This window comes from Vibrio sp. Vb0349 (genome assembly GCF_033338975.1).
This window is the reverse complement of record NZ_JAWOTS010000004.1, coordinates 224,419-238,744: the sequence shown is the minus strand read 5'-3', so window position 1 is coordinate 238,744 and position 14,326 is coordinate 224,419. Positions and strand designations below refer to the sequence as shown.

The 14,326-nt window shown below is 43.2% G+C and carries 13 protein-coding genes and 1 tRNA gene; 5 read left to right on the top strand and 9 right to left on the bottom strand.

The genetic code is table 11. From position 1 onward, the window contains the following. Window positions 1-17 precede the first annotated feature (17 nt). Window positions 18-455 (bottom strand): hypothetical protein, encoded by a 438-nt coding sequence (locus R7Q47_RS07465; protein WP_241670003.1) that lies wholly within the window; start codon window positions 453-455, stop codon window positions 18-20. An 87-nt stretch (window positions 456-542) separates the two neighbouring features. Beyond that, window positions 543-1,061 (bottom strand): DUF4136 domain-containing protein, encoded by a 519-nt coding sequence (locus R7Q47_RS07460; RefSeq protein WP_053304498.1) that lies wholly within the window; start codon window positions 1,059-1,061, stop codon window positions 543-545. Between the two features lie 371 nt (window positions 1,062-1,432). Here R7Q47_RS07460 and R7Q47_RS07455 point away from each other — a divergent pair. After that, a tRNA-Gly gene (locus tag R7Q47_RS07455) sits at window positions 1,433-1,507 on the top strand. Between the two features lie 16 nt (window positions 1,508-1,523). Here R7Q47_RS07455 and R7Q47_RS07450 read toward each other — a convergent pair. After that, a complete protein-coding gene (locus tag R7Q47_RS07450) occupies window positions 1,524-2,381 on the bottom strand; it encodes a sterol desaturase family protein (RefSeq protein ID WP_025998538.1) in 858 nt (285 codons plus the stop codon). A 7-nt stretch (window positions 2,382-2,388) separates the two neighbouring features. Further along, on the bottom strand, window positions 2,389-3,399 hold the full coding sequence (locus R7Q47_RS07445; protein WP_053307607.1) for a DUF2804 domain-containing protein: 1,011 nt from the start codon (window positions 3,397-3,399) through the stop codon (window positions 2,389-2,391). 305 nt (window positions 3,400-3,704) lie between these two features. Between R7Q47_RS07445 and gdhA the strand changes: the two genes are divergently transcribed. Then, on the top strand, window positions 3,705-5,057 hold the full coding sequence (gene gdhA / locus R7Q47_RS07440; protein ID WP_104980582.1) for an NADP-specific glutamate dehydrogenase: 1,353 nt from the start codon (window positions 3,705-3,707) through the stop codon (window positions 5,055-5,057). Window positions 5,058-5,132: 75 nt separating this feature from the next. Here the strand turns inward: gdhA and R7Q47_RS07435 are convergent, their stop codons facing one another. The 3 genes from R7Q47_RS07435 to R7Q47_RS07425 form a co-directional block, all read right to left on the bottom strand. Beyond that, on the bottom strand, window positions 5,133-5,600 hold the full coding sequence (locus R7Q47_RS07435) for an OsmC family protein (protein WP_025767882.1): 468 nt from the start codon (window positions 5,598-5,600) through the stop codon (window positions 5,133-5,135). Window positions 5,601-5,699: 99 nt separating this feature from the next. Further along, window positions 5,700-8,057, bottom strand: a complete 2,358-nt coding sequence (locus R7Q47_RS07430) for an ATP-binding protein (RefSeq protein WP_262627202.1) — start codon at window positions 8,055-8,057, stop codon at window positions 5,700-5,702. Further along, window positions 8,050-9,018 (bottom strand): cytochrome-c peroxidase, encoded by a 969-nt coding sequence (locus R7Q47_RS07425; protein ID WP_017820324.1) that lies wholly within the window; start codon window positions 9,016-9,018, stop codon window positions 8,050-8,052. The genes R7Q47_RS07430 and R7Q47_RS07425 overlap by 8 nt, the downstream gene beginning before the upstream one ends. Before the next feature lie 486 nt (window positions 9,019-9,504). On the opposite strand from R7Q47_RS07425, the gene R7Q47_RS07420 reads away from it, so the two are divergent. Both R7Q47_RS07420 and R7Q47_RS07415 read left to right on the top strand, forming a co-directional pair. Next, window positions 9,505-10,881, top strand: coding sequence for an NfeD family protein (locus R7Q47_RS07420; RefSeq protein WP_262627203.1), 1,377 nt, complete (start codon window positions 9,505-9,507; stop codon window positions 10,879-10,881). A gap of 10 nt (window positions 10,882-10,891) precedes the next feature. Next, window positions 10,892-11,674 (top strand): slipin family protein, encoded by a 783-nt coding sequence (locus R7Q47_RS07415; protein WP_005373196.1) that lies wholly within the window; start codon window positions 10,892-10,894, stop codon window positions 11,672-11,674. Window positions 11,675-11,715: 41 nt separating this feature from the next. On the opposite strand, the gene R7Q47_RS07410 is transcribed toward R7Q47_RS07415, so the two are convergent. After that, on the bottom strand, window positions 11,716-12,150 hold the full coding sequence (locus R7Q47_RS07410; protein ID WP_206954252.1) for a globin: 435 nt from the start codon (window positions 12,148-12,150) through the stop codon (window positions 11,716-11,718). 243 nt (window positions 12,151-12,393) lie between these two features. Here R7Q47_RS07410 and R7Q47_RS07405 point away from each other — a divergent pair, with 243 nt between their 5' ends. Further along, window positions 12,394-13,050, top strand: a complete 657-nt coding sequence (locus R7Q47_RS07405; RefSeq protein WP_042523604.1) for an NAD(P)H-dependent oxidoreductase — start codon at window positions 12,394-12,396, stop codon at window positions 13,048-13,050. A gap of 96 nt (window positions 13,051-13,146) precedes the next feature. On the opposite strand, the gene choV is transcribed toward R7Q47_RS07405, so the two are convergent. Continuing rightward, window positions 13,147-14,325: a choline ABC transporter ATP-binding protein gene (choV, locus tag R7Q47_RS07400; protein ID WP_064354706.1), complete on the bottom strand. Its 1,179-nt coding sequence runs from the start codon at window positions 14,323-14,325 to the stop codon at window positions 13,147-13,149. Window position 14,326 lies beyond the last annotated feature (1 nt).

Below are 14,326 nucleotides of genomic sequence, written 5' to 3'. Positions count from 1 at the left end.
CAAAAACATGGAATGTGTTAGCGAGCATGTATAAAGCGGTATATGAAATTCGACTCTTTTCTCACGCCGATTCTGTATTTAGAGTGAGTAAAAATACTTTCAATACAACAACCTAAAGCCTCATTACCGATGCGTTTTAGCCGCTTCATCGAGTAAATTGCCGAGCGATGCGCCCACCATGCTACATCAAGCATTTCAAACCATTCGGGTTCTACATCGTCGTTCGAGCTCATTTCCTTAGCATGGATAACCCTCAATATATTCCGGCTGTTTAAACTCGGATAGTCTTGTTGTATTGGAGAGACAGGATGTTCTGAAAAGTGCTTCGACTTAGCGTCAACAGCGATATTCTGGTTATGAAAGGAAAGAAAATTTGGGTGTGAGTGCGCCAGGCTCATGCTCGGAGCCAACAAGCAGAAAAGTAGTCCGAGTAAAGCAATCAGAATCGTACGCACAAAGGTAACCAAAACTAAAATAATAAGTTCTTTTAACCCTGTGCGTAACTATTGGCAATTAGTATTCTTAATCGTTAAGAATACTAATTATTTTTCACCGTAAGGGTAGCTTTCAAACATCTTCGCGATTTCTTCTTGGATGAGAGATTCTCTTTTCTCAGAGCTCATTGACTCAGACAGTTTACGACTTGAAACGCCTTTCCAAACGACTTGATTAGCCTTTGCATCAACCAGTTCAACCACCAACTTCCCATACTTACGTTCTTTATATCTTTCCGGGCTTGAAGTGATCACACCAAAGCTATTCCAGCCATAGCCAAAGCTCACCGACGATCCTGAAGAAACAAGCTCGGATTCTTCTACGATATCATGATGTACGTAAAGGTCACCGCCGCTATTTACCTTGTTTAAACCCTTACCCTCAAGCTGTTCAGCAAGCCCTTGCTCAATACGTCGACCATCAATACTGGTAGGAGCTTCCGCCTGAGCACCGAAGTCAAACGTTCTGTAAGCTGAAAAGTCGGCTTGTTTATCTACATCGGTTGTAACGGTAGTACAAGCAGATACCAGCATCACCACCAGCCCTAATATCAAACCTCTCATCATGTTAAATCTCCTTTGGTTAAGCTGACTGTTTCAGCAGAATTACCCTGTGTTATACATACGCATCAACAGTAAAAAGTAATCATTTCAATATCTAGTCTTGACCATGAAACGTGACTGTTCAATAAACGAGATTAACCTTTACACAGAAAATCTTGAATATCATCAACATCTAAACACCTAAGAATTCGGTGTTTACGACCTAATTGGAAGCCCCTAGGCTTAGTAGCGGAATCGCGAGTGCCACAAAAAACCAGAGACAATGAACACTTTAACATCAGTCCGCTACTTTTTTAGGCAACTGACAAACATTTGATGAGAAAAGACTTTTCTTTTTCGTCCAGTGTGGCATATTAACTGAGTCCTATCGATGCGCGGGCATCGTATAATGGCTATTACCTCAGCCTTCCAAGCTGATGATGCGGGTTCGATTCCCGCTGCCCGCTCCAATCTCTTTATCTCAATTTACTCATAAAAATCCGATGGCGGAGCGAACAAACGGCGGCAGCGTTGTTTCCATGATAAGTTTGGTCGAGTTACGTCATGAAACATGTCTTTCCATTCTGCAAACGTCACGCGGATGGGATTAAAGCTGTTTACAGGTTTAGAAACCCCATATCGAACCGTTTCCACCTCTGGTTCAAACGTTCCGAACATTCGATCCCAAATAATTAATACACCCGCATAATTTTTGTCGATGTACTGACGGTTCACACCATGATGAACGCGATGATGAGACGGCGTGTTAAATACCCACTCTAGCGGCCCGAGCGAACGAATTGATTGGGTGTGAACAAAAAACTGTAAGCCCAGATTAAACAACACAACGAAGACAACCCATTTTGGCTCAAAACCAATAATCACCAAGGGCAACCAAAAAATCCACATCCCCGCTAGCGGATACATTAAACTTTGACGAAATGCGGTACTGAAGTTCATTCTTTCCGAACTGTGATGAACAACGTGCGCGGCCCACATCCAACGAATACGATGGCTAGCCCGATGAAACCAGTAATAGAAAAAATCTTGCAGGACAACAAGTAAAAGAAAAGCTGAGACGCTCATTTCGATATCAAACAAACGCCAATCAAACCACCACAAATACAACTGAGCAATCAGTAAACCCGTGAGTATGTCTGTCGCTTGGTGTAAGCCCGCAAGAACAAAATTACACGCTACTTCAGGGAAGTAATACGTCGCGCTTTCAGGCAAGCGTCCCCTTCTTTGTCCGAACCAATATTCGGCAAGCATGCAGAAAAAGAAAACTGGAGCCAGAATCATCAGAAGTAATTCTGGGCGGTCCATCAATTGCGTCCAATCCATTGTGTTTCTACCATTTTGCATAGTGATCTTCAGTAAGACCCATAACTTCTTCTAACTGATGTTTGATGCCATTTCCATCGATAAGATAGCCAGAGAAATAACCGATGTACTGACGAAAGTTACTTTTGAGAAGCCAAAAATTTTTCTTCTCTGAGCGTCGATTCAAAGGCGTGAACTGTAAGTTAACTCGTTTATCTTCCGACGTAATATGCCACTTTTGCCCTTCATCACTTCGTGAAAACTGAAACTGCACAGGTTGCAAAAAGTGACGCTGACCATTAATCCACAATACATTTTCGCAATAGCCAGTTTCATTAACGCCAGCTGCCAAGTTCAACCCCAGACGCCTGTCATCCTCAAAGCAATTGATACTCGCCCAGCGCCAACTTGTTTCTCGCCGCATGTACCCAGCGGAAAAATCGTAACCAGCAGCCACCTCTGAAAGATCTTGCTCTTTTCCTAATATGAACAAGTTACCGTCTACTGCTAACGCATTGTGCTTCTGAGTATATGTCCAACCCGCATAACCTGTTGGCGTACACAACATTAATGGCAAACTCATATTTTCTGGACGTAAATAGAGATCCGCATTGACTGACTCTGTCACAAAGTGGACGTGCCAAATACCATCCTTAATAGAAAACTGAACTCTTTTGTTAGCAAGATGGGCAAGACTGCACCAACTGGAAGGCTGAGTTTGATAACCTATATTAAAAGGTTTCAACCATTGTTGCTCAATCAACTTATTCTTTTTAATATCAAACAGGTAGCAAAAGCCGGATGCTAAATACCGTATATCAGCAATCGCTACTCCAATGACGTAATCAGGTGTGACCAAATTGACGAACTGAAACTGCTTATAATCGCGGTAACGGCGCCACTTAGACACTGGCTTATCCATCTCATCGAGGTAAGTAAATTTATCTAGCTGTAACGATGTTGGAATTCCATCAAGGTGGCCAAACGCTGGTAGGCCATTCTGCTGAATAAACGAGTTCAGAACCTTAAGCTCATCCATATAGTTGTCTTTTCACAAGTTATCACACACAAAAACTTTAACATGACGTTAACATAAACAATTTGCGTAACTGCACAACAACATCGACTAAAGTGATTTCTGCTTGTTATATGTGAAACTGATCACTCAACCACCCGCTTACTTAGCTCGCCCTACCTATCTCAACCAACACTGCCTGGGTTAGAAGCTGCACATTCTCATCCGCAGGAAAGACCACTACAACCATTGAATCTTGGTCAAAATCACTATTTAATGGAAATACATTCATATAAACTGATTGCTTATTCACATCAAGGAAGAAATCTATGTCATACATACACGATACTATTGTTGCGTTGCAACACAGTAGCCCTGCGCAAAAAGAATTTTACCAAGCGGTAGAAGAAGTATTAACTTCTCTCGCGCCGGTAATAGAAGGCAATAATAAATATAAGGACCAAGCGATTATCCAAAGGATCGTCGAGCCAGAACGTCAAATCATGTTTCGAGTTCCTTGGGTTGATGATGCTGGAAATGTACAAGTAAACAAAGGTTATCGAGTTGAATTCAACTCTGCTTTGGGGCCGTACAAAGGAGGATTGAGATTCCATCACTCAGTCAATGCGAGCATCATAAAATTTCTCGGCTTTGAGCAAATCTTTAAAAACGCACTGACTGGCCTTCCTATCGGTGGCGGCAAAGGCGGTTCAAACTTCGATCCTAAAGGAAAATCCGACGGCGAGATCATGCGATTTTGCCAATCATTTATGAACGAGTTGTACCGTCACATCGGTCCTGTCACCGATGTGCCCGCAGGCGATATCGGTGTCGGGGCGCGCGAAATTGGCTATATGTTTGGTCAATACAAACGATTGACGGGGCGCTACGAAGGTGTGCTTACAGGCAAGAGTCTTCTTTGGGGTGGATCACTCGCCAGAAAAGAAGCGACAGGATATGGCGCCGTCTATTTTGCAGAATGCATGCTCAACGACCGCAACGATTCATTGAAAGGGAAAACTTGCCTCGTTTCTGGTGCTGGCAACGTGGCTATCTACGCCATTGAAAAACTGTACCATATGGGAGCAACGCCGGTTACATGCAGCGACTCTCGAGGTACGATCTATCATGAGCACGGTATTGATCTTAAGCTCCTCAAACAACTGAAAGAAGTGAAAAGAGCAAGCTTAGAAGAATATTTAGAAACTTACCCTGAAGCAGAATACACACCAGAGGGCGACTATCCTAATGAAGGACATGCTGTTTGGCGATATCAGGCTGATGCTGCCTTCCCTTGTGCGACTCAAAATGAATTAACGTCAGACGACGCACTGGCTCTTATCGAAAACGGATGTATTTTGATTAGTGAAGGGGCGAACATGCCAACCACCCGTGATGCTGCCAATATTATCGTGGACTCAGACATAGCTTATGGGCCTGCCAAAGCAGCCAATGCAGGCGGTGTTGCAACCAGTCAACTTGAAATGGCGCAAAACGCCAGCATGCAAAACTGGACTTTTGAACAAGTGGATAGTCAGTTGCAAACCATCATGAAAAATATTTTCATCAATGCAAACGAAACCAGTAAAGAGTTTGGCCAACCTGGAAATTTAGTTTTAGGCGCCAACATTGCAGGCTTTAGAAAAGTCGCTGATGCAATGATTGAGCAAGGTGTCGTCTAGATGAACGAGCCAGCAGGATGACTGCTGGCTTAATATAACTCTGTAATAGGCCGCGCTTTTGATAAAGAGCTCCACTTAATTCGCAATAAGCGTTGTCACTTCTGTTTTAACGGAGTTGGCGATAAAGCAATTCTCATGGGCCATGTGGTGCAGTTTTTCTAATTGAGATGGTGTCGGTTGTTTTTCACCTGAAAATGTTATCTTAGGGTTTAACGTTACCTTTGATACCCACTCTTTTCCGTTTTCGCCTTTTTCAAGCTCCCCTACCGCTTCATCGAAGTAACTGTCCACAACGTAACGCCGCTTTGCTGCAATAGACAGGAAAACGAGCATATGACAACTAGAAAGTGCCGCGACAAACGCTTCTTCTGGATCAACGTTTTCTTCTACGGATAGTGGTAATGGTACTACGTGGGGAGATGGAGATGCTGGGACTTGCAACCCTCCATCAAATTGCCAAATGTGTGCCCTACTATACTTATTATCCTTAAACTCTTCGCCAGCTTTACGATGCCATTTGATTAAAGCGGAATGCTTACTCATTCTAACTCCCTGATTTTCCGACGACGAATCAACACTATCCGTCCTTGCCACAGTAAACCACAACAAAATGAGTTAAGGAAAGCATCGCACTCACAGGGACTATAAAATATGTTGAGGATCGGCATTGTTCTTCTGGATATCATCCAAAAGTCTATGAGACTGATGGATGTTGACCTGTAACCGATTGATCAGCATCTGCAACTGCTCAATCTCGGGACTTTGGTTGGCTTTAAGTTGAGTTTCCAGGGCCTCCGTTTGGCTCGCCAAAATAGGTAAACTTAGGTTCAGTGCCATCCCTTTCGTTTTGTGCAACGTCAGCTCTAATGAAACAAAGTCTTCAGCCATAAAGTATTCAATAAGCTCATCAACAGATGTCTCAAAATCGACAATAATGCTTTTTAGCAGCTCGTCGAGCGCTTCTGGCTCATCTCGTAAAGAAGCAAACATGCCTGAGCGGGAGAGTTCTTCCTCTGTTAACCTTAAGTTCTCGATTGGCTTACGTTGCAACTGAAGCACATTGCTGTCACTCGTTAGTGGCGGATTCTGTTTCGGTTCGAGTCTGGCGGCAAACTGTTTGAGAGCGTCTGAAAAGCTCTCATGCTGTAGCGGTTTTGTAAGCACATGGTCTGCTCCTACTTCAATAAAGCTATCATGGGCTTCACGAAATACGTCTGCCGTGTACGCAAAGAGTAATGTCTTGATACCTAACTCTTGTCGGATAACGCGTGTCGCCTCAACGCCATTCATCTCGGGCATATGGTTGTCCATCAAGATCAGGTCGTACTCGTTCTCTTTCGCCTTTTTAACCGCGATTAATCCATTTTCTGCAACATCCACTTCATGCCCAAGCTTTTCGCAAAACCCCTTTGCCACAATGGCATTCACACGGTTATCATCAGCAAGTAGTATCTTTAAATGGTGTGATTTTGCGCGAGGTTTCGGTGCTTCTTGCTGCTTTTTCGGAGCAGATTCTACCCAAGGAATCGGCAACTCAACGATAAATTGACTTCCAACACCTTCTATACTCTTCAGAGTAATATGGCCACCCATCAAATCGGTTAGTTTTTTGACGATGGCTAACCCAAGCCCTGTTCCGCCGAACCTTCGAGTCGTTGATGAGTCTGCTTGCTCAAACGAGTTAAAAATATGCTCGTGCTTGTCTGGCGCAATACCAATACCGGTGTCGCTCACGCGCATGACCAACAACTGATTCGATTCATCTAACTCGGTTCTAACCAGCACATGCCCTTCATTGGTAAACTTCACCGCGTTACCGGCGAGATTAAATAAGATCTGTCGTAAACGCGCACAATCCCCAGTAAATTCAGTATATTCAGAAACCTCGTTTTCCAAGATTAACTCGATATTTTTTTCATCAACAAGTGGTTTTATTGCGCTACACACCGGAGAAAGCACTTGATCGAGCTTAAACTTAGCTTGCTCAAATTCCAGTTTGTTTTCTTCAACTTTAGAAAAATCCAAAATATCGTTGAGGATAGTCATCAGATGCTGGCCAGAATCAAGAATAACCCTAATATGCTCTTTCGTCGTCGGCTCTTTGGTCTCTTCTGCAATCATTTGAGAAAGCCCTAGTACACCATTCATCGGCGTCCTTAGTTCGTGACTCATTGCAGCGAGAAAATTTGATTTCGCTTTTGCCGCTCGCTCGGCTTTGTTTCTCGCCTCTTCAATTTCAAGATTCAACTGTTTTAAGTTATGCATTCGGTGATGTGACTGATAAACAAACGCGCTAACTAGAAACATCACCGCGATAAATACAAACAACCACGTAAAACGCGCCTCACTTTGAGCAATATTGAGTAACCGATGCTCTGAGCTTTCGACAAACTCAATATAAGTGTGATCAAGCAGTTCATTCGTCAGCAATTCAATTCTTTTATCACTCGTTTGAAGCCGTTTAAGGAAGTTCGCTTCCTTTTCACTCTCAACTTCAGTTTGTGTTAGAAGCAACTGGTTGAGAAATTCAAAATAACGACTGCCACCCAATGATTGGCCGCGCTCGGTAGAAACATCTTGCTGATATAAATTGAACAACATGAGTAATGCATACCGATTTTCTACCTGAACACCAATTAACATATCAAGCTTCAACGTTGTTTGAAGCACTCGCTCCTTAAACTGTTCAAGCGTATCCCTAACTTTTATACGATTGGGTGTCACGGGAAACCAAACTGATGCCTTTGATGATTCCAACAGTGCCTGTGCTGCGATTTCTATCTCTACTAAAGATGTTGTTAACTCATAGTTTTTCCTATCTTCAACGGCATATCGGTTCACGATAACATCACGCTCTTCAATCAACTCATGTCCGATATTCATTAGCCCTGCATGAAATTCTTGAGCGTTTTTTGAATTCATATACGACATATACGCCAGTGTGCAGCACGTCAGTATCCCAATAAAAAAGCAAAAGTTGATCAGTTTGAATTTATTCATTTTCCAACACCTCTAAAATTATGGGTCTAGGTGCTGTCAACGACTGCAAGAATGCTTCAATGTCCGCGACATTCTCATCGTTCATCGTTATACCGAGCTGGGTTTTAGCCATGATTTGTATCGCGTCGGATAACTTATCGACTTGCCCATTATGAAAATAAGGACTCGTTAGCGCGACATTGCGTAAACTGGCTACTCTAAAATAGAATCGCTCTTCATCTTCTATCGTAACGAGTTGCCTGCCCGAGTCCTCTACTACTGGCTTATCCTTGAAATAGGCGAACCTTTGGATCATCGCTCCGCCGATATTTTTGCCCTGATGACACTGCACACAACCTGAAGTCTGAAATGTTTTCCAACCTCTGATTTGCTGTTCACTCAATACATGCGTGTAACCCAATAAGTAAGCATCGAATGGTGCGCCAGGCGTCTGCAGCCCTTCAACAAACTCCACAATAGCGGACTTGATATTATGAACGTTAATCGGCAATTCACCGTCACGATTAAATAGCGCTTGATAATGTTCACTCTCTTTTACATATTGCTCTATTGTTTGCCAGTTTGAGTCCATTTCCATTGGATTATGGATTGGACCATCAATCTGAGCCATCAAGGTGTTTTCCGTACCATCCCATAAAAAACGATAATTTAACGCTGCATTAAACACTGTTATAGAATTTCTAATTCCATCACCTTTCACCCCCGTAGAGACTGGTGTATTTTCAGCGCCATTGGTTTGCAGATTGTGGCATGTCGCGCAGCTGACATTACCATTTGACGATAATTGAGGATCGCGGAAGAGATGCCAGCCAATTCTCGCTAGCTTAATATCCACATTAGGATCACCCTGTATGGGCTGAACTAGGGAGATATCACCTAACATCTTCGCGTTTCTTGCGGTTGTTGTTTGGCTCAAAATGAGTGTTACAACAGCTAGTGCGATTGCGCTGAATTGCCTCATCAACTACATACCTTAAACTTGTCATTGATATGAATTTAGTTGCATTTTGGCGTTTTTTCCACCGACAGGAAGTTGAAAAAACGAGTTAAGTATTGCTTTGGTTGAAGAGGGAGTAATAAGGCGAATAGGAAGAAATCGATCGCCTTATGAGTAGCTAACGTATTGAAATCTGAGTTTAGTGTAGAAAAGCCAAAAACCGTTGAAACCAAGTCACCTCTCCATACGAGATCAGATCGAAAATAGTAAAGAATACGGCACAGATAACGGCCAACTTAATCAAACGCTGAACAATAAACATAAACATCACAATTACCAATAATTTGCTTTAGTTTACTATCTCACACAGCGTTTATATATAAAAAAGTAGTCTCCTAATTAGCCTCGGCAACTTATTCATTAGAACCTATACTCAAGCATCTCTAAGTTATTTGGATATACTTGAATTAGGATTTCAAAAAGTCCCTGTGACCACACAAGGAGGACTGCATGAAACGACTATGGATATGGTTCTTACCTTTACTCTTGATGGCCAGTCAAGCACTGGCGAATACCGTTTGGATTGTTCCTGTCAAAGGCGCTATAGGGCCTGCTACTAGCGACTATTTATCTCGTGAAATAGAAGAAGCTCAACTAAACGGTGTCAGTTTAGTGATCTTAGAGATGGACACACCAGGCGGCTTAGACAGTGCAATGAGAGATATTATTCACGCGATTACCACCTCCTCCACTCCAATTGCGACTTGGGTTGGCCCGTCAGGATCTAGAGCGGCTAGCGCAGGGACATACATTTTACTCGCCAGCCACGTTGCCGCAATGGCTGAAGCCACCAACCTTGGCGCGGCAACGCCCGTCGCGTTAGGTGGTGCCCCTCAGCCCCCTTCATCGGATGATGGCAAAGATCAAAACGCGGAAGAAACGTCAGAAGGAACCAACGAAGGTTCAGAGAAAGTTCCCGCGAAAACCGCAATGGAGAAAAAGGTGATTAATGATGCTAGAGCCTATATTAAAGGCTTAGCAAAGCTTCATGGCCGAAATGCAGAGTGGGCAGAGAAAGCAGTGAGCGAAGCAGCGAGTTTGGACGCCACAGAGGCATTGGAATTAAACGTTATTGATTATATAGCCAACTCACTAGAGGATTTAGTCAAAGCCATTAATGGACAAACTGTTAAAGTTAACAATCGTGATGCGACATTGTCACTGGAAAATCCCGTATGGATTGAAAGAACACCCGATTGGCGAGCAGAAATGCTAGCCGTTATCACCAATCCAAACGTTGCCTACATTCTAATGCTCATCGGCATCTACGGTTTACTTCTTGAATTTTACAACCCAGGAATTGGCTTACCCGGTGTGCTAGGTGGGATTTGTCTGCTTCTGGCCATGTACGCACTACAAATGATGCCCGTCAACTACGCAGGTCTTGGTCTGCTGTTACTCGGTATTGCACTAATGATAGCGGAAGCATTCAGCCCGAGCTTTGGTATTTTGGGCTTAGGCGGCGTTGTCGCCTTTGTACTCGGTTCGATATTTCTCATGGACAGTGAGTTACCAGGATTCCAGATCGCCCTTCCTTTGATTTTTGGTATTGCCATATTTTCCGTGGCTCTAATCGTGCTGACCGTCGGCCTGCTGCTCAAAATTCGTCGCCGGCGTGTAACGACGGGTTTAGAAACATACCCTGGGAAGGTCGCCGTGGTAAGCGATGACTTTATCGATGGCGAAGGACGCGTTCAACTCAACGGTGCGTTATGGCGAGCTAAAGCCAAAGACCATCAACAATTCAAACAAGGTGATCACGTCACCATTGTTAATGTTAAAGGGCTGACCTTAACTGTGATGCCTGATGACCGCCAAAATAAATAGGAGGCGCTTTATGATGCTCTATACCGTTGCGGTGATCGTGGTGCTGCTGTTCGCACTAGCGACCCAAATGTTCAAGGTTTTGAGAGAATACGAACGTGGGGTTGTGTTCTTTCTTGGTCGATTTCAAGAAGTCAAAGGACCTGGTTTGATCATCCTTATCCCATTTATTCAGCAAATGGTGAGGGTTGATTTACGTACTGTCGTTTTGGATGTGCCGACACAAGATTTAATTACCAAAGATAACGTTTCTGTACGCGTCAACGCGGTCGTTTATTTTCGCGTAGTCGATCCTCAAATGGCGATTAACAATATTGAAAGCTACAGCGATGCCACCAGTCAGTTAGCACAAACCACGCTGCGCTCGGTATTGGGTCAGCATGAACTCGATGAATTGCTATCAGAGCGAGAACGCCTCAATAAGGATTTACAATCCATTCTCGATCAACAGACTGATGACTGGGGAATCAAGATTGCTACGGTTGAAGTCAAACATGTTGATTTAAATGACAGCATGGTCAGAGCCCTAGCCCGTCAGGCAGAAGCAGAACGTAACCGTAGGGCGAAGATCATTCACGCTACTGGTGAGTTAGAGGCTTCAAATAAATTAAAAGAAGCAGCGCAAATGCTCAACGAAGCACCGAATGCACTGCAATTACGTTACATGCAGACACTCACTGAAATCACTACAGACAAAACATCCACTATTATTTTTCCAATGCCGATCAATCTTGTCGAAGCTGTCAGTGATATCGCCGAAGCGGTGAAAAAGAATAAAGAGACACAAGATAAGTAAGGTTCTGACCCTAGGAGGTAACGACCACTCACGTTACTTCCTTATTTGGTACTCGCTTTAAGGAAGTGCCCATCTTCTTTATCACATTCTTGTTTCATTACTTCTAAGCCCGTTTTAAAGCATGTTCGCCAAGCGGTTTCAACATCGGCATCGTACCCGGAATCACACTGTCGAACCGTTTCTAACAAACTCTCAAGCCAAACATCAAAATCCTGCGGCTCTATACCAATTTCGGCACTTGCATGCTTTTTCCCATACTTTTCCACCATTTTGTGCGCTTCGGTCGAGGTATCTGCCATCATAAAAAACACGATAGACCCTCTAAGCATTCTCACTTGTTGGTGCATGTCTATACCGTCAAACTTCTGTCTAAAGTTGGCGCTTTTCGACCATAAATTTTTGTAGAACAAGTCGAAAAACTCCTGATCTGAAGTACAACGTTCATAGCTATCATTAAAAACTTCAATCACGTTCATGTTGCTTTCCCCTACGCCTCAATATGAGTTTAATTTAATATCAAATAAAAGCTTCCAAATAAGGACTTTTAAGTTTCAAATCGATCAACTCACATCGATTTTCAACAAAAAGTAAAAAGTGATTTAAATAAACACCCTCTTATCAATGAAAAAATATCCATTATCATGAACCCATATTCGAGGTACGCATGGTTGTCGATGCTAGTGCATCCTCATCTGTCATCACATAAAGAGGATATAAACGTGTCCCATCAAATCATTACCGATCTAAATAACCGTTACACTGCAAAAAAATATGATGAAACCAAGCGCGTTTCTCAAGAAGACATGGCGATAATCAAAGAAGCACTGCGTTTGTCGGCGTCTTCTATCAACTCACAACCATGGAAATTCATCGTTATTGAAAGTGATGAAGCGAAGCAACGTTTCCACAATACGTTTGCAAATATGCACCAGTTTAACCAACCACACGCGAAAGCCGCATCACATACGATTCTGTTTGCTTACGATCCTAAATTTACTAAAGAGAAATTTGCGAAACGTGTGGATGCAGAAGTAACATCTGGCCACTTGCCAGCGGAGATGTACAACAACTTTATGGGTGCTTACGCTTTTGCCGATGCAAATACGGACGAAAATGGCTTCAACGGAAACTGGACAAAAGCACAAGTCTATTTGGCACTAGGCAACCTACTACACACATTGGCACGACTAGGCATTGATTCAACACCGATGGAAGGTGTCGATCCGGCTCTGATTGGAGAAGAGTTTAAAGAAGAGCTCGAGGGCCATATTTGTGAAGTTGCACTGGCGATTGGCTACCATAAAGATGGGGAAGATTATAATCATGGTCTTCCAAAAGCGCGCCTTGCAATGGATGATGTAATTACGACTCTATAGTCGACCATTGTCTTAGCTTAGCGACTTAACTCATTGTTTAAACTAAAAAGAGCCGCATTAATGTGCGGCTCTTTTTTACTTGGTTCTGCGTCAACTTTACGCAACTTGCTCTGACTTAAAATTACCAAGCAATGCATCGTAAAGCTCATTGTCGCTTAACACACCAACCAGCTTATTATCTTCAACCATAAGCAGAGGCTGATTGCTACGCTGTTTAAGTTCAATCGCTTCTCGCATACTGATTTCTGGGCTAACCTGAACCAGAGAGTTTTCATTAACTTCGTCAAGGTTCGAAGAATTGCTCTTCCATTGAATCAACGATTTACCTTTATCCGCTAAACTTAACCCCTTGCTCTCTTGTATCACCCAAATATCTTTATCAGGGCAAATCAGAACACGCGTATCTTCGCGAACCAAATCGTCACGCATTAAGGAACGTCCCTTCAGCACATTTAATGGATTAGTGTGAGCAACAAAGTCCGCCACATAATCGTTTTCTGGAGCAAGAATGATCTGTTCTGGCTTGCCATGTTGAATCAGCTTTCCTGATTCCATAATGGCGATGTTGTTGCCGATTTTAAGCGCCTCATCCAAGTCGTGACTTACAAAAAGAATGGTTTTGTTTAGCTTTTCTTGAAGCAGAATCAATTCATCTTGAAGCTGAGCACGAATCAATGGATCAAGTGCTGAAAACGGTTCATCCATTAACAAGATATCTGTGTCCATCGCAAACGCTCGCGCTAGGCCAACACGCTGCTGCATACCACCAGAAAGCTCGTGCGGGAATTTGGTTTCCCACTCAGATAAACCGACCATTTCGAGCTGTTCACGCGCCTTTTTACGACGCTCTGCTTTACCAATGCCTTGCATCTCTAGACCAAACGCTACATTGTCTAACACCGTTAACCAAGGCATCAATGCAAACTTCTGAAACACCATGGACACGCGGTGCGTACGAAGGTGGCGCAGTTTCTGTTCGTCACAGTTAGAGAGCTCAACCATATCGTCGCCATCTTTAATTTTCAGAGAGCCACGAGAAATATCGTTCAATCCGTTAACCGTTCGCAGCAAACTTGATTTACCCGAGCCTGAAAGCCCCATCAAGACACAGATCTCACCCTGTTTCACGTTCAGCGAAACATTATCAACCCCAACCACTTGGCCAGTTTCATCAATGATTTCTTGTCGAGACTTCCCTTGATCTAGTAGTGCTAGCGCCTGTGCTTGTTGCTGACCAAAAACGACATCAAGATTTTTAATAGTAATAGCGTCCATG

Bases quoted from the DNA above. Each gene is read 5' to 3' on its own strand.
- R7Q47_RS07420 (WP_262627203.1), top strand. From the start codon at position 9,505: ATGAAACGACTATGGATATGGTTCTTACCTTTACTCTTGATGGCCAGT.
- R7Q47_RS07425 (WP_017820324.1), bottom strand. From the start codon at position 9,018: ATGAGGCAATTCAGCGCAATCGCACTAGCTGTTGTAACACTCATTTTG.
- R7Q47_RS07445 (WP_053307607.1), bottom strand. From the start codon at position 3,399: ATGGATGAGCTTAAGGTTCTGAACTCGTTTATTCAGCAGAATGGCCTA.
- gdhA (WP_104980582.1), top strand. From the start codon at position 3,705: ATGTCATACATACACGATACTATTGTTGCGTTGCAACACAGTAGCCCT.
- R7Q47_RS07410 (WP_206954252.1), bottom strand. From the start codon at position 12,150: ATGAACGTGATTGAAGTTTTTAATGATAGCTATGAACGTTGTACTTCA.
- R7Q47_RS07415 (WP_005373196.1), top strand. From the start codon at position 10,892: ATGATGCTCTATACCGTTGCGGTGATCGTGGTGCTGCTGTTCGCACTA.
- choV (WP_064354706.1), bottom strand. From the start codon at position 14,325: ATGGACGCTATTACTATTAAAAATCTTGATGTCGTTTTTGGTCAGCAA.
- R7Q47_RS07430 (WP_262627202.1), bottom strand. From the start codon at position 8,057: ATGAATAAATTCAAACTGATCAACTTTTGCTTTTTTATTGGGATACTG.
- R7Q47_RS07450 (WP_025998538.1), bottom strand. From the start codon at position 2,381: ATGGATTGGACGCAATTGATGGACCGCCCAGAATTACTTCTGATGATT.
- R7Q47_RS07460 (WP_053304498.1), bottom strand. From the start codon at position 1,061: ATGATGAGAGGTTTGATATTAGGGCTGGTGGTGATGCTGGTATCTGCT.
- R7Q47_RS07435 (WP_025767882.1), bottom strand. From the start codon at position 5,600: ATGAGTAAGCATTCCGCTTTAATCAAATGGCATCGTAAAGCTGGCGAA.